Source organism: Pseudomonas sp. PDM20 (genome assembly GCF_014852575.3).
GTDB lineage: Bacteria > Pseudomonadota > Gammaproteobacteria > Pseudomonadales > Pseudomonadaceae > Pseudomonas.
In genome coordinates this window covers 3,362,725-3,377,485 of the sequence record NZ_CM181224.1, presented here as the reverse complement: position 1 = coordinate 3,377,485, position 14,761 = coordinate 3,362,725, and the positions used below count along the sequence as shown (strand labels likewise).

Annotated in this window: 13 protein-coding genes and 3 pseudogenes; 9 read left to right on the top strand and 7 right to left on the bottom strand. The window is 64.5% G+C overall.

Translation table 11 applies throughout. The features are described from left to right. The first annotated feature begins 11 nt into the window (after positions 1-11). The 3 genes and pseudogenes from IB261_RS15445 to IB261_RS15435 all read left to right on the top strand — a co-directional run. Positions 12-1,382 (top strand): DUF1329 domain-containing protein, encoded by a 1,371-nt coding sequence (locus tag IB261_RS15445; protein WP_192382507.1) that lies wholly within the window; start codon positions 12-14, stop codon positions 1,380-1,382. Between the two features lie 105 nt (positions 1,383-1,487). Next, positions 1,488-3,704 (top strand): annotated as a pseudogene (locus tag IB261_RS15440) (winged helix-turn-helix domain-containing protein); the annotation flags it as partial. A gap of 159 nt (positions 3,705-3,863) precedes the next feature. Further along, a pseudogene (locus tag IB261_RS15435) lies at positions 3,864-4,052 on the top strand (response regulator transcription factor); the annotation flags it as partial. Positions 4,053-4,064: 12 nt separating this feature from the next. On the opposite strand, the gene IB261_RS15430 reads toward IB261_RS15435, so the two are convergent. After that, a complete protein-coding gene (locus IB261_RS15430; RefSeq protein ID WP_192382506.1) occupies positions 4,065-5,108 on the bottom strand; it encodes an AraC family transcriptional regulator in 1,044 nt (347 codons plus the stop codon). 128 nt (positions 5,109-5,236) lie between these two features. On the opposite strand from IB261_RS15430, the gene IB261_RS15425 reads away from it, so the two are divergent. Then, positions 5,237-6,820 (top strand): GMC family oxidoreductase, encoded by a 1,584-nt coding sequence (locus IB261_RS15425; protein WP_192382505.1) that lies wholly within the window; start codon positions 5,237-5,239, stop codon positions 6,818-6,820. A gap of 66 nt (positions 6,821-6,886) precedes the next feature. Here IB261_RS15425 and IB261_RS15420 read toward each other — a convergent pair whose 3' ends face one another. Genes IB261_RS15420 through IB261_RS15405 form a run of 4 tightly spaced genes read right to left on the bottom strand, consistent with a single transcriptional unit; the run spans position 6,887 to position 9,254 of the window. Further along, complete coding sequence (locus IB261_RS15420; protein ID WP_192382504.1) at positions 6,887-7,354, bottom strand: DoxX family protein; 468 nt, start codon at positions 7,352-7,354, stop codon at positions 6,887-6,889. Between the two features lie 10 nt (positions 7,355-7,364). Then, positions 7,365-8,120 (bottom strand): HvfC/BufC N-terminal domain-containing protein, encoded by a 756-nt coding sequence (locus IB261_RS15415; protein WP_151187152.1) that lies wholly within the window; start codon positions 8,118-8,120, stop codon positions 7,365-7,367. After that, positions 8,117-8,950: an MNIO family bufferin maturase gene (gene bufB, locus IB261_RS15410; protein WP_192382503.1), complete on the bottom strand. Its 834-nt coding sequence runs from the start codon at positions 8,948-8,950 to the stop codon at positions 8,117-8,119. The genes IB261_RS15415 and bufB overlap by 4 nt, the downstream gene beginning before the upstream one ends. A gap of 16 nt (positions 8,951-8,966) precedes the next feature. After that, the gene (locus IB261_RS15405; protein WP_081519997.1) at positions 8,967-9,254 is read right to left on the bottom strand and encodes a BufA1 family periplasmic bufferin-type metallophore; all 288 of its coding nucleotides are present in this window, start codon (positions 9,252-9,254) and stop codon (positions 8,967-8,969) included. A 229-nt stretch (positions 9,255-9,483) separates the two neighbouring features. Here IB261_RS15405 and IB261_RS15400 point away from each other — a divergent pair, with 229 nt between their 5' ends. The 5 genes and pseudogenes from IB261_RS15400 to IB261_RS15380 all read left to right on the top strand — a co-directional run bounded on the left by IB261_RS15400 (position 9,484) and on the right by IB261_RS15380 (position 12,981). Then, positions 9,484-10,074, top strand: coding sequence for a sigma-70 family RNA polymerase sigma factor (locus tag IB261_RS15400; RefSeq protein ID WP_192382502.1), 591 nt, complete (start codon positions 9,484-9,486; stop codon positions 10,072-10,074). Further along, positions 10,061-10,702, top strand: a complete 642-nt coding sequence (locus IB261_RS15395) for a DUF1109 domain-containing protein (protein ID WP_192382501.1) — start codon at positions 10,061-10,063, stop codon at positions 10,700-10,702. The genes IB261_RS15400 and IB261_RS15395 overlap by 14 nt, the downstream gene beginning before the upstream one ends. A 223-nt stretch (positions 10,703-10,925) precedes the next feature. Further along, positions 10,926-12,560 carry a mechanosensitive ion channel domain-containing protein gene (locus IB261_RS15390; RefSeq protein ID WP_500862558.1) on the top strand — a complete coding sequence of 545 codons (1,635 nt, stop codon included), beginning with the start codon at positions 10,926-10,928 and terminating at the stop codon, positions 12,558-12,560. A 50-nt stretch (positions 12,561-12,610) separates the two neighbouring features. Then, positions 12,611-12,727, top strand: a pseudogene (locus IB261_RS15385) (AraC family transcriptional regulator); the annotation flags it as partial. A gap of 122 nt (positions 12,728-12,849) precedes the next feature. After that, complete coding sequence (locus IB261_RS15380; protein ID WP_263866273.1) at positions 12,850-12,981, top strand: hypothetical protein; 132 nt, start codon at positions 12,850-12,852, stop codon at positions 12,979-12,981. A 269-nt stretch (positions 12,982-13,250) separates the two neighbouring features. Here IB261_RS15380 and IB261_RS15375 read toward each other — a convergent pair whose 3' ends face one another. Both IB261_RS15375 and IB261_RS15370 read right to left on the bottom strand, forming a co-directional pair. Then, positions 13,251-14,447: a zonular occludens toxin domain-containing protein gene (locus IB261_RS15375; RefSeq protein ID WP_192382500.1), complete on the bottom strand. Its 1,197-nt coding sequence runs from the start codon at positions 14,445-14,447 to the stop codon at positions 13,251-13,253. A 2-nt stretch (positions 14,448-14,449) separates the two neighbouring features. Next, positions 14,450-14,761 carry a DUF2523 domain-containing protein gene (locus IB261_RS15370; protein WP_192382499.1) on the bottom strand — a complete coding sequence of 104 codons (312 nt, stop codon included), beginning with the start codon at positions 14,759-14,761 and terminating at the stop codon, positions 14,450-14,452.

The following is a 14,761-nucleotide window of genomic DNA, read 5'->3' as shown; positions in this document are numbered from 1 at the left end:
GGGACCCTGCCATGCAGACTCAGAAAACACTGTTGAAATCCGGCGTTCTGGCCCTCTCGCTACTGGCCAGCAGCGTGATGGCTGCCGCCCCGGCGGCCGAAGTGGCGCAGCTGGGTGGAACCCTGACGCCCATGGGCGCCGAAAAGGCCGGCAACGCCGACGGCAGCATTCCGGCCTGGACCGGCGGCCTGCCGGTGAATGCCGGGGCGGTCGACGGCAAAGGCTTCCTGGCCGACCCGTTCGCCAGCGAGAAGCCGCTGTTCGTCATCACGGCGGCCAACGCCGAGCAGTACAAGGGCAAGCTCACCGAAGGCCAGATGGCGATGTTCAAGCGCTATCCGGACAGCTACAGGATCCCGGTATACCCGACGCACCGCACCGCGGCGCTGCCCGATGACATCTACGCCGCGATCCGGACCAGTGCCCAGCACACCGAGCTGGTCGGGGGCGGTAACGGCCTGCAGAACTTCGACAGCCACTACTACGCCTTCCCGATCCCGAAGACCGGCGTGGAGCTGGTGTGGAACCACGAAACACGTTACCGCGGCGGTAACATCCATCGCTACATCACCCGCGTGCAGCCGCAGGTGGATGGCTCCTTCTCGATGGTGCACTTCGAGGATGAAGTGTCCTATCCCGCCAACCTGCCGGATTTCGACAAGGCCAAGGGCGACAACATCCTCTTCTACTTCATCCAGCGGGTGACCGCGCCGGCGCGTCTGGCGGGCAACGTGCTGCTGGTGCACGAGACCATCGACCAGGTGAAGGAACCGCGCCAGGCGTGGCTCTACAACGCCGGTCAGCGCCGCGTTCGGCGTGCTCCGCAAGTTGCCTACGACGGCCCGGCAACCGCTGCCGACGGCCTGGCTACCTCCGACAACTACGACATGTACAACGGCTCGCCCGATCGCTACGACTGGAAGCTGGTCGGCAAGAAGGAGCTGTACATCCCCTACAACAGCTACAAGCTCGACTCGCCGTCGCTCAAGTACGACGACATCATCAAGCCGGGGCACATCAACCAGGACCTGACCCGCTACGAGCTGCACCGGGTCTGGGAAGTGGTGGGTACGCTGAAGGACGGTGAGCGGCACATCTACGCCAAGCGCCACATGTTCTTCGACGAGGACACCTGGCAGCTGGCCGAGGTCGACCACTATGACGGCCGTGGCCAGCTGTGGCGTGTCGGTGAGGGCCACGCGCAGCAGTATTACAACCAGAAAGTGCCGGGCTACACCGCCGAGACTCTCTACGATGTCATCTCTGGCCGCTACTCGGTCATGGGCCTGAAGAACGAAGAGAAGCAGAGCATAGTGTTCGGCGCCAAGGCGCTTGCCGCGGACTACACCCCGGCAGCATTGCGCCAGACGGGCGTTCGCTGACGTCATCAGTTCACCGAGCAACTCCGTGTTGGGCGGCCGAACAGCCGCCCTTTTTTATGCCTGATCGTCGGCAAGCCCAATACAGCCTCAAGGGCAAGCCGTACCATGGCGAACTTTGTATCAGCGAGTAACGCCATGCCCACGGCGAACATCTATTCAGACCCGTGCCGCGTTCCCTCGTTGCCTACCGGCTTTCTGCCGCGCCCCCGACTCAGCAAGACCTTGCTCGCTGCGCGCTGCCGGCTGCGGCTGATCTGCGCCCCGGCGGGAAGCGGCAAGAGCGTGCTGCTGCGCGAGTGCGCCCTGGCCCGTCCCGAACAGACCCAGGTGCTGTGGCTCGACCTGAAAGGCCTGGTGCTGGATGACGTGGCCTTGCTGCGCCTGCTCGCTTCGGCGCTGGAGCTCGTCGACAGCGATCCCATCTCGGTGCTCAACTGCCTGGCGCAGCGCGAAGGTGCGCTGTGGATCATGCTCGATGACCTGCCGCGAGCGGCAGACGAGCGCATCGACCGTCTCCTCGAGCTCCTGCTGCGAGCGTCGGCGCCGACGGTGTCCTGGTGGATCGCCAGTCGTCGCAGGCCTGCCTGCAAGCTGGAGCGCCTGTTGCTCGACGGCGAACTGCTGGAGCTCGGCGCAGAAGACCTGGCCATGACGGCCACCGAATTGAGCGAGCTTTTGGGCAGCCTGTATGGCGAGGTGCCGGTTACCAGCGTGCAGACCCTGATGATGCAGACCGATGGCTGGTTCGCCGGCATCCGTCTGCGCCTGCATGGCCGAGACCCCGGGCAGTTGCCGGAAGCGATGCAGGGCAACGCGCTGGTGAGACGCTACCTGGAACAGGAAGTGCTGGCGGAGCTTTCGGCGGAGTTGCGGGATGCGTTGTGCAAGCTGTCCTGCCTGCAGGACTTCGACGATTCCCTGTGCGATCACGTACTGGGCGCAGGCGAAGGCAAGCAGCTGCTTCAGCAACTGCTCGACGCGGGTGTGTTCATCGAGACGCTCGATGCGGACCTGGGATTGCATCGTGTTCGTCCGGCGGTGGGTAGCATTCTGGCGACGGAAGTTGCCCAGGGCCTGAAGCGTGCGTTGTACCGCCATGCCTGCCAGTGGTCCGCCGGGCGCGAGCAGGTTCGCCAGGCAATCGATTACGCGCTGCTCGCGGAGCAGCCCGAGATTGCCGCCAGCCTGTTGCAGCACTTCACCCGCGACCGACTGCTGCACGGCAGCCAGATGGCCCGAGTGCTCCGATGGCGCAACCTGCTGCCTGGTGAGCTGATCTCCAGTACGCCGCGCCTGCTGATCCTGAACTCCTGGGCGCTGCTCATCAGCGGCCGCCTCGACGAGGCGGAAGTCTGCGCAGCGCAGCTGCAACGCTTCCTGCCGCAGCCGACGGCACAGCGTCAGCGCGAGCTGCTCGCACAATGCCAGGCGCTGACCGGCAAGCTCGAATACCACCGGGGCAAGGCCGATGCACGGCACATGCGCGAAGCGCTGGAGAACCTGCCGGAATCTGCCTGGGCGCAGCACGTGATCGTGCTCACCGCGCTGATCGAAGTGGAAATCGTCGACGGGCGAATGGAGACGGCCGAGCAGTTTCACCGCGATGCCATCAAGATGGCGCGCCGCCATGGGAGCCGCATGCTCGAAGCAGTATTGCTGCTGCAGCAGGTGCAGTTGCTGGAAATGCGCGGCGAACTCGCTCAGGCGCTGCACCTGACCGAGCAGTTGCACCGGGAGTTGTGCGTTGAAGGCAAGGGCGAGGCCAACCCCCTGCGCGGCCGGACACGACTGCGCCTGGGTGCCTTGCTGGCGCGGCGCGGCGACTACGCCGTTGCCCGCGGACATTATGAAGCCGGGTTGCAGGAATGCCTGGACTGCGAAGACCCGGCGGCCTCCTGGGGCTACATCGGCCTGGCCGAGCTCGATGCAATGCAGAAGTCGCTCGGCCAGGCTCACCAGCGTCTGGCCGATGCAGAGCGCCTGCTGCAGTTCCGCAACATCACCGAGCCGCTGTACCAGAACCTCCTGCTGCTCGGTTACGCCCGGCTGTGGATTCAGGAAGGCAATGCCGGCCGCGCTCGTAGCGCACTGGAGGAGGGACTGCGGCAGTACAGCGGTGCAGAGTGCTGCAGGCCACCGTACGGCAATCCCGAACTGGTCCAGCATCTGCACGTGGCGCTGCTGCATGCACGGCAGGCGATGGGTGAAGAGGTCAGCGATGCCTTCGAGGACATGCTCAAGGCGGCCCTGCGGCAGGAGCGTCGCAGTCTTGCCATAGAGTTGTGGTTCGGCATGGCCGAAGCACTCTATGCCAAGGGGCAGCAGGGCGGCGCGCAGCGGGCGTTGCTCGATGCGATGGCACTGTCCCGGCAGACTGGCATGCTCAGCGCCGAGTATCACTGCAGCCTGCGCAATCCCGGCCTGATTCGCTGGGGCAAGGACTCGCTCAGGCCGAAGGACCAGCAGGCCGCCGCAGTGTTGCTCAGCCCGCGTGAGCTCTCGGTGCTGAAGATGATTGCCCAGGGGTTGTCCAACCAGGACATCGCCGAGCAGCTGTTCATTTCACTGCACACCGTGAAGAGCCATGCGCAGAAGATCAACGTGAAACTGGGAGTGGCGCGGCGTACGCAGGCCATTGTCCGGGCCAAGGAACTGGGGCTGGTGCGGTAGCCTCCAGCTACGCTAGCGGTAGGGCGGATCTTCGGGGTCAATTGCGGCGCTGCCGTCGAGCAGTTGTCGCCGGATCGCGCGCGGCGTGTCATCGAACCAGCGGCGACAGGCTCGGTTGAACACGCTCTGTTCGCTGTAGCCCAACAAGCCCGCGACCTGGGACATCGGCATGTGGCGCTCGGCAAGGTAGCGTTGCGCGCAGGAACGTCGAGCCTGTTCGAGCACCTGCTCGAATCCCGTGCCCAGCTCCGCCAGGCGACGTTGCAGCACCCGCTCATGCAGGCCGAGTTGCTCGGCGATCAGGCCGATCCGGCAGCGCTGGGTGGGCAGCGTCCGCAGGATCAGGTTCTCCACCTGATGTACCAGGCCGGCGGCGGCCTGGGCATCGAAGGGCCGCAGGTAGTCCAGCATCACCCGGTGCAGCTGCGGGTCCTGTTGTTCGATGCGCATGCCCAGTTGCTCATTGCTCAGGACCAGGGCATTGCAGTCCTGGTTGAAGTAGGCCGGGCTCCTGAAGTAGCGCTTGTAGCGGGCGGGGGGCAGTGCGCCGGCTCCGCTGAGCAGCACGGAGCGAGCGCTGAACTGGCTGCCGCACAGAAGCTTCAGGGTGTTGTGGCCAACCCCCAGTGCCAGCTCCTGCATCTGCCTCAGGCGCGTGGGGCCGGGCAGGCGAATCTCGATCAGCAGCCGCGGCGCCTGACGATCACTGCGGTCGAGCTGCACATCGATGCCGGGACTGTGATAGCCGATGAACCGCGAGATTTCCTCCAGCGCCTGGCCTACCGTGGCCGAATTCCGCGCGATCAGCGCCACCGGCCCGAGCACCTGGAGGTCCTGGTACTCGGCCATTCGCAGGCCCAGGTCGGGGCAGTCCAGTTCGTTGGCGGCACATTCGAGCACGCCCACCAGGGCGCGCAGCGGTACCCGTGCCTCGTCGTCTTCGAGTGCGGCGGGGGCTATCTGGAAGCGGTGCAGCAAGTGCTCGCAATCCCCGCCCAACTGAGCGATCAGTTGCGGAAAGCCGATGAACGAGGTCGTGCGGATGAGGGCGGTCACAGTCGTCGAAAGTCAAAAACAAGTCGTTGAAAGTCAATTAATGTGCGCCTCGGCGGCGAAGAATTCCAGCGGTCTGCGCCGAGACATGCTGCTCGGTGCGTATCGCCCGCGAACCGAGAAGAACAAGTATGGAATTCGACTACATCATCGTTGGTGCCGGCTCGGCCGGCTGCGTACTGGCCAATCGTCTGAGTGCCGACCCTTCGGTACGGGTGTGCCTGCTGGAGGCGGGTTCCGAAGACACCTCGCCACTGATCCACACGCCGATCGGCGTAGCCGCCATTCTGCCGACACGCCACGTCAACTGGGCGTTGCAGACGGTCCCGCAACCCGGCCTGGGCGGCCGTGTTGGCTACCAGCCGCGCGGCAAGACCCTGGGCGGCAGCAGCTCGATCAACGGCATGATCTACATTCGCGGGCATCGCAGCGATTACGACGACTGGCAGGCCCTGGGCAACGCGGGCTGGGGCTATGACGACGTGCTGCCGTACTTCCGCAAGAGCGAAGGCCATCATCTGGGGGGCTGTGACTACCACGGTGGCGATGGTGAGCTGTATGTGGGTCGCGTGCAGCCGCACGCGGTCACCAATGCCTTCCTCGATGCGGCCCAGCAGGCCGGGCACTCTCGCAATGCCGACTTCAACGGTGCCGAGCAGGAAGGGGTAGGGCACTACGACGTGACCATCCGCGAGGGCCGGCGCTGGAGCACCGCTTCGGCCTTCCTCAAGCCCATCCGCGAGCTTCGCGGTAACCTCTCGGTCATTACCGGAGCCCAGGCCCAGCGCATCCTGCTGCAAGGCAAGCGCGCCGTGGGCATGCAGGTGTCGGTCAAGGGCGAGCGCCTGGAAATCAGGGCACGCAGGGAAGTACTGCTGAGCGCAGGGGCCTTTGGCAGTCCGCAACTGCTGATGCTTTCAGGCATTGGTGCGGAGGCCGAACTGAAACCCCACGGTATTGCGCTGCAGCACGAGCTTCCGGGCGTGGGGGAAAACCTCCAGGACCACCCGGACTTCGTCGCCTGCTACAAGAGCCATGACACCACCCTGCTGGGCATCTCCGCCAGGGGCACGGTGCGCATGGGCAAGGCCTTCTTCGATTACACCCGCCAGCGTACCGGTCCCTTCGCGAGCAACTGTGCCGAGAGCGGTGGCTTCCTGAAAACATCCGCGGACCTGGCCCGCCCGGATATCCAGCTGCATGCGGTGATCGGCCCGATCGACGACCACGGTCGCAAGCTGCACTGGGGACATGGCTTCAGCTGCCATGTCTGCGTGCTGCGGCCGAAAAGCATCGGCAGCGTCGGTCTGCACTCGGCCGACCCTTTCGCCGCGCCGCGCATCGACCCCAATTTCCTCGGCCATGACGACGACGTCAGCACGCTGCTGAAGGGATACCGCATGGTGCAGGACATCGTCGGCCAGGCACCGCTGGCCAGGTACGGCCTGAAGGACCTGTACAGCCAGAACCTCTCCAGCGACGAGCAACTGATCGAACTGCTGCGCAAGCGCACCGATACCGTCTACCACCCGGTTGGCACCTGCAAGATGGGCAGCGACGAGATGGCGGTCGTGGACGGGCAACTGCGTGTGCACGGCATCGAAGGCTTGCGGGTCGTCGATGCCTCGATCATGCCCACGCTGGTTGGCGGCAACACCAACGCCCCGTCGATCATGATCGCGGAGCGGGCCGCGGAGTGGATCATCGCTGCCTGAGTGCCGCCAGAGCAGCAGGACCCCCGAAGATCGTGGCGGGCCCGCCCAGCTCAAGTGGGCGGCCCGTCAGCGAATGCCCAGCGCGCGATCCAGCGACCAACTGCCGGCACCGCGCCCGATCAGCCACAGCAGCAGGCCCGCCCAGACCAGGTGGGTGGGCCAGGCGTCCGGATAGACGAACACCTCGATCACCGTGGTCATCCCCAGCAGCGCCAGGGCCGAAAGGCGGGTGAACAGGCCCAGCACCAGCAGCAGCGGGAAGAGGTGCTCGGCGTAGGTCGCCAGGTGGGCGGCGATCTGCGGCGGCACCAGCGGCAGCATGTACTCGGTGCGAAACAGCTCGTAGGTGCTCGGGGTGATGGTCAGGAGCCCTTCGACCTTGGTGCGCCCGGAGAGGAAGAAGGTCGCGGCGATTCCCCAGCGCGCCACCAGGCAGAGAAAGGTGGCGCCGAGCAGGTGCTGCAGGAAGTCGGCCATGCGGTTCCAGCGTTGGCGCAGGCCGGTGCGGGGCAGGGTAGTGCGGGCGATGTCCATGATGGTCTCCTCACGCGAGGGCGATGGGACGGAAAACCCCGGCGCCGAGCAGGCGGCCGAACAGGTCGTGGAAGTCGAGATCCGGTTGCGCCTGAAGTGCCTGGGTCGATGCCTGATCCAGGTTGTCTCCTGCTGCACAGGCGTCGAGAAAGGTACAGCCGCCGACCTCAAGCGCGTGCCAGGCGACGCCATCGGAATGGCCGACCAGTAACGCGCCTTCGCCTTGCCAGGGCAGCTCTTCGGGTATCGGCAGGGCTTCGCGGTTGCAGCGCCAGATGCTGTAGATCGGCTGCTCGGCAAACCAGCGCCAGCGCACGCAGGCACGCGTTTCCAGGTGGCAGGTGGCAAGATCCGAGGCGGTCATGCCGGCCAGGCTGGCGAGGTCGAGGCGCGCCTCCTGAGGTGCGACGAAGGCCTCCGTCCATGACCGGTCCAGGCGCGCCACGGCGCCAAGGTAGGGCAGTTCCCGTGCAGGTTCGAATGCATCGAGGAAATCGGCAAAGCTCTCACCGTAGAGGATCAGGCGGGCATCGTCTGGTGGCGTCTCGCGGGCGTGAATGGCTGCCGCCGCGCGCATCCAGTCGGTACCGACCAGGCGCTCGATGGTCGGGAAGTTATCGCACAGCGCATCGACGCAGCCCTTGAACACGGTGTTGCGATACACCTCGAAGGCCGCCTGTGTGATCACGCCTTGCAGCGCCGGAGCAGGGCGCCGGTAGATGGCGTCGACAAAGGCATCCTGGAAGGCGCCAAGCGAGCTCTTCATGGTTTCACCTCCGCCAGGTTGAGGATCGCCTGAGCGATCTCGCGCTCGGCCAGCAACTCTTCGAAAGCAGGCAGATGGTCGTCGCGCTCGATCAGTGTCGGCCTCGGGCCGATGCGCTGGATCAGGTGTTCGTAGAGCGCCCAGACCGGCTCGGCGACCGGCGCATCGTGGGAGTCGATCAGCAGTTCGCCGCCCTCGTCGCGGCTGTGGCCGGCCAGGTGGATTTCAAGGATGGCTGCTGCCGGGAAACGGTCGAGGTAGCGTCTCGCATCGAAGCCGAGATTGTGCGAGCTGACATGCACGTTGTTGACGTCCAGCAGCAGGCCGCAGCCGGTGCGCAGCGCGAGCTCCGTGAGGAATTCGATTTCGTCGCAGTCGTGGCCCTCCAGGCGCAGATAATGGCTGGGGTTCTCGATGGCGATACGCCGGCCCAGGGCTTCCTGGGTGCGCTGGATGTTCTCGGTGATGCGCGCCAGGGCCGCATGGCTGCGCGGGAAGGGCAGCAGGTCCGGCAGGTACTGGCCGCGCCAGGTCGACCAGGCCAGGTGCTCGGAAATCAAGTGCGGTTGCACGCGCTCGACCAGCGCGCGCAGATGCCGAAGATGTGTCTCGTCAGGTGCAGCATCGGCCGCCAGGGACAGCGAAACCCCGTGCAGCGATAGCGGATGGCGTTCGGCGATCCGTTCCAGCCAGGCAAGGCGGGGACCGCCGACCATGTAGTTCTCCGGATGCACTTCGAACCAGAGACCCAGGGCGGAGCAGGCCAAGGCCTGGGCGTAGTGTTCGCCCTTGAGCCCCAGCCCGGCGCCCGGTTGATGGAATGCGTTCATGGTCGGCGGCCTTGGCTCAGGCCTTGCTCGGCGTCAGCGAGCCCATGCCGTGGGGCGTCTTGATCGTGGTGCAGGTGCCGGCCGGAACGTTCTTCCAGTGCATGCCGTCGTAGTCCTTCTTGGCGCTGCCCGCGCAGGTGGTGCCGGCACCGGCCTTGCAGTCGTTCTTGCCGGCCATGGCGACGCCGTAGCACTTCTCCATGGCCGCGCCGTCGCTGGCCTTGGTGTTCATGTCGTCGGCCAGGGCGGTGCCGGTGATGGCGGCAAGGGCGAGGGCGGCGGTGGCAAGGGTCAGGTTTTTCATGGTGCGGTCTCCCGTTCGGTTGAGGGGCCGCGGAAGGCTTTCCGGCGGCTCGGTGAGTAGTTCGCCGGGAGAGGCGGTCCGGTTACAGCGTCGCGAAATTTTTTTGAGAATTTTTTGGCGCGGCCCTAACGTATTGAACCAAGGCCTGTTTTTTCGCAGGCGAACGGGACGCCAGCAGGCTGGGGCGAGACCGGGAAAGAATTCACCTTCGGTGTAACCAGGACGGTCGATGCAACGAACTACCAGCCAGGAAGCGTTGATCGCGCGTGAGGCGCAGCTGCAGGCACTGTTGCTGCGTGGCATGGACGGTGACGGCAGGGCCTATCGCGAGTTCCTCAGCGCACTCGCCACGCACTTGCGGGCCTTCCTGGGCCGGCGCCTGAGCCAGCGCCCCGGCGAGGTCGAAGACCTGCTGCAGGAAGTGCTGCTGGCGGTCCACAATGCCCGCCACACCTACCGTGCCGAGCAGCCGCTGACCGTCTGGGTGCAGGCAATCGCGCGCTACAAGCTGGCCGACCACTTCCGCGCCTTTGCGCGCCGGGAGGCGCTCCACGAGCCGCTGGCGGATGACGAGGGAGAACTGTTCGCCGTCGAGAATGGCGAACCCGCGCAGGCCAGCCGCGACCTCGGCAAGCTGCTGCAGCAACTGCCCGACAAACAGCGCCTGCCGATTGTCCATGTGAAGCTGGAAGGGCTGTCGGTAGAGGAAACCGCCAGCCTGACCGGGCTTTCCAGTTCCGCCGTGAAGGTCGGCATCCACCGCGGGCTCAAGGCCCTGGCGAACATCATCCGAGGGTTGCGAAGCGATGAAGACCAATGAACTGATCGACCTGTTGAGCGCAGGCGAGGGCGCAGTGGACCGTCACGCTCTGGGCAAGCGCTTCGCCATCGCGCTGCTGGCCGGTGCCCTGGGCGCACTGCTGTTGATGGCGGCAATTTTCGGTGTGCGCCCCGACCTCGGCGAGGTGGCGCGCACACCGCTGTTCTGGGCCAAGGTCGCGCTGCCCGGCAGCCTTGCCCCGCTTGCCCTGTGGCTGAGCAGCCGCCTGGCGCGGCCAGGCGTGGGCGGCGGGGCGGCCTGGGTGCTGCTGGCGCTACCCGTGCTGCTGGTGTGGATCGGCGGAGCGGTGGAGCTGGCCGGAGTACCCGCCGACGCCCGCACTGGCCTGATCCTCGGCAAGACCTGGCGCACCTGTCCGCTGAACATCGCGCTGCTTTCGGTGCCGACTTTCATCGGCGTGTTCTGGGCACTGCGCGGCCTCGCACCGACGCGCTTGCGCATTGCCGGCGGCGCCGGCGGGCTGCTGGCGGGAGCCACGGCGACCCTGGCGTACTGCCTGCACTGCCCGGAGATGGGCATTCCATTCTGGGGTGTCTGGTACCTGCTCGGCATGCTTCTGCCGACCGCGCTGGGTGCAGTGCTCGGGCCACGGCTGTTGCGCTGGTAACTGCGCGGCAACCCGTCCGGGATAGGCATTGTGCATGCCGGACATGGATTTCTCTCACAGCTTGCGAGCTCCTTCGGCCATTGCCCCCGTTCAGCGGCAGCTATCGAGTCAAAGAATTTTCCCCGAGGCAGGGGCCGCTTCTGTCACCAAGACCTCCAGAAGCTGGCTACGCTTGATTCAGTTTGTTCTCAGCAGATCGGCTTTGCTTCCAAGGAGCGATGGGATGGGGCGTTGGATCGGCGCAAGGCTCAGCTTGATGCTGGTGGTGTTGGGATTGGCCTGTACGGTTGCAGCCAGGGCCGAACCTGCGTCAGGCCCCGATGCAACCGAGGGCATCGCCGCTGACCCCGTGGAGCTGAAGATCGCCAACCGCAGCATCGTCGTGTTCCGCGCCACCTTGCTGGGCGAGACGCCGGCAGGCCGACAGCAGCGGGCCAAGGCAGTTATCGAGGATGTACTGCAAGGGACCGACGACCTGCAGGTCAGCACTGCCCCCATCCTTCACAGCTACATGGTTCTGCTGGGCGGCCGGCGCGCCTTTATCGTTTCGCCACAGGACCTCGATTCGCCGGAAGGCTCTGTGCAGGAGGCCGCAGCAAGGGCTGCCGCGAACCTCAAGGTGGTGGTGGAGGAAACCGGCCAGGCGCGCAACCTTCGATTCCTGCTCAAGGCCCTGGGGTACTCTGCAGTTGCCACCGTCCTGTACGTGTTGCTGCTGAGGCTGGTGCATTTCCTCAGACGCAAGGTGCGAGGCCGGCTACCACAGCTGATGCGCGAGCGGGCCCGACAGATCAGGGTGGGGCAACTGCAGCTGTTCGACATGCAGTATCTCTACTACCTGGCGGATCGGCTGATCTGGCTGTTCTGTTGGGCAGTCGTGTTTCTGCTGAGCTACGAGTGGCTCAGCTATGTGCTGTCGCAGTTCCCCTATACCCGGCCCTGGGGAGAAAGCCTCGACGTCTACCTGTTCCGGCTGCTGGATTACCTGCTCAGCGGGATCGTCAGCGCGATACCGGGCATTGCGGTCGCCGTGATGATCTTCTTCATCGCCCGGGGCATCAGCGGGTTCAGCAAAAGGCTGCTGGAGCGCCTGTCCCGGCCTGGCACGATTCGCTGGTTGACCGAAGAGACCCTGCAGCCCACCACGCGCCTGACTTCGCTCGCCATCTGGTTGTTCGCCGTCGTCATGGCGTATCCGTACCTTCCCGGTTCAGGGACCGAGGCGTTCAAGGGGCTGTCGGTGCTCGTCGGCCTGATGATCTCGCTGGGGGCTTCCAGCGTGGTGGGGCAGGCTGCCTCCGGCCTGATCCTGACCTACTCGCGGACCCTTCGTGCCGGGGAGTTCGTGCGCATTGGCGACCACGAGGGCACCGTGACGGAGGTCGGTATGTTCAACACCACTATCCGCACTGGCCTTGGCGAGGTGCTGACACTGCCGAACTCGATGATCACCGGGTCGGTCACCAAGAACTACTCGCGGATAGTGCAGGGCCAGGGTTACGTCGTCGACACCGTGGTCACCATCGGCTACGACACGCCCTGGCGGCAGGTGGAAGCGATGCTCATCGAGGCTGCCCGGCGTACGGATGGCATCTTGCAGGTCCCGCCGCCTTACGTGTTCCAGACGGCCCTGTCGGACTTCTATCCCGAATACCGACTGGTTGCCCAGGCCATCCCCAGCGAGCCCCGTCCACGGGCGCAATTGCTGAGCATGCTGCATGCCCATATCCAGGACGTGTTCAACGAATATGGCGTGCAGATCATGTCGCCGCACTACCTTGGGGACCCCGATATTGAGAAGGTGGTGTCGCGCGAAAACTGGTATGCAGCGCCTGCCAAGCACCCTGAGGCTGACTAGAAGAAACAGGGAAGGGTCGACGTAACCTGAACAAACCCACCAGGGCGCGCCCAAGCCTGTGTGGTGGCCGCGAGCTGATCATTCCCGGCGGCCGCTATGTAGCCGTTATCGGCGAGAGCATCAGGCCGATCTACCGAGACTGGCTGCCGGACAGCGAAGAACTCCGCAAGCACCTGTTCCTGGGTAGTCGAGACGAGCTCGACCAGCGACAGGTGCGCCTGGCCCTGATCGCAAAGGGCGACGAGTTTTTCGCCTGCCTGCAGCGATGAGTGAGTTTGCTGGAAGCCTGATGGCTGACAAGTTCCTGCGGTTGCGAAGCCTGCTGGAGAAACTGCTGTCGCTGCAAACACCGGAAGCTCGCGTGGAGTTATCGTCGAAGTTTACCCAGCTTCGATCCCCAGCTTTTTTAGAGCAGGAGTGAACGCACGCACCGAACGCTGTGCAAGCAAATGGGGCCGGTGCAGGTGAAGGGTATGGGGGACATCGGAAGAAACTGGATATGGAGCGATGGCCATGGGGAGAGCGGCCTGAACCTGATATTTAATTTAACATAATATACATTATGCGAAGCCTAGGGTTTGTCTGACTGCATCACCAGGGCCAACAAGAAAGCCCAGCAAACCAGGCTCGGCAGGAAAACGCCGAGCACCAGGTCCAACCCAGTCGCGCTGTCAAAAATCATCTGCTCGATCATCGCCACGGCCTCGAGCTGTATTCGCTGTCAGGAACGATCGTCAGGCCGTTGCCGGCGTACGATTCTGCGGCGTTGCTCACCGTTGAATGCTGAGGGATCGCCACGCCCGCCACCGTACCAGTCGCTGCAGCGCCTGTCCCGGTCGCGGTCGCGGTTCCCTGATCAGGCACGGCCGGATCGAACACGCCTTGTTCGACGTACGCCATGCAGGCCTCGAACGAGATATCCAGCCGCGAACCCTGCTGGCTGTTGCAGCGACACCCGTACAGCTTGCCCTCGATCCTGCCGATCACCATGCGCTTGGCGTTCTTCTGGATGAAGTAATCGTCCCTGGAAGACACACAGAACGGCTTCGGATAAGCCACAGGCCTAGTCAACTCGTCGTAGATAGGCGCAGAACTGGGCACATCAGGAATGCGCGGAATCCGGTCATTGATGTACTGCTCCTTGCTGACATGCAGCTCGGCAGACGCACGACCAGGTGCTGATGCGACCGGCTTCGCCGAACCTTCCTGGACGACCTGGTCCGCTGGCTTGTCGTGCTGAGCGTACCGGCTCCAGTAGATCTTCCCGACGCCCAGGGCAAGCGCGACACCGCAGGCGATCAAGACCACCATCGCCTTGGGCGGCCGGAACTTGAAGTGATGCTCGGTGCCTTCCTTGACCGACTCGTAACAACCGAAATAGCTCTTGTCGATGGTGATCCTGGACGACTCGCCGTTCTCGAACTCCATCTTGCTGCTGCTGACGGCAAGCTCGGGCTTCTGAAAAACCCAGCGCTTGATAATCGGGCCGCCGTTGCCGCGGCTGTAGTGGATGTGACAGTTGCAGAGATCTCGCATGTGCGAGTCGATCAGCTTCGGGCTCTGAGTGATGCAGTGCAGCTCGTGGCCGTCCTTACGCATGATTTCCAGGCGCGTGGCGTAGTCAGGAACCTTGGAGCCCTGGGGGCGAACCCTGAACCAAGTCTGCGCCTCGTCGATGACGATAATGGCGTTGGGCGGCAGCTCGAACCACTTCTCCGGCGTGTCGAACGGGATCCACTCGGCCTTGATGGCCGGGTGCCCTGGATTGAAGCCGGTCACGTTGCAGTAGTAGACCTTGCGGCCTTCCTGGTGGGCCTTCTGGTCCACTTCCTTGATGGTGTTGAGGGTCTTGCCGTTGCCCTGAAGGCCCGTACGCAGCACGAACATAGCTAGCCCCCCTTCCCTACGCTACCCAGCTTCGTGACGCTGCCAGAGGCCTTGTCGATGCCGGCAAGGGTCGCCCGAGCAGTGATCGCGCCGAGCACGATGTTGATGGCCACATCCACCTTCGCAAGGCCGAACAGAGCGACATACGCCGCGCCGCTGGCACTGATGTTGGCGACGATGGCATCGCGCGCCTGGTCGAGCACCAGGGTCAAGCCGGTATACGTCACCAATCCGACGCCCAGGGCGGTAAGGACCTTGGCCACCAGGGGGCCGACGATGGATGACAAGAACGAGAACAGCGCTACGAATTGCAT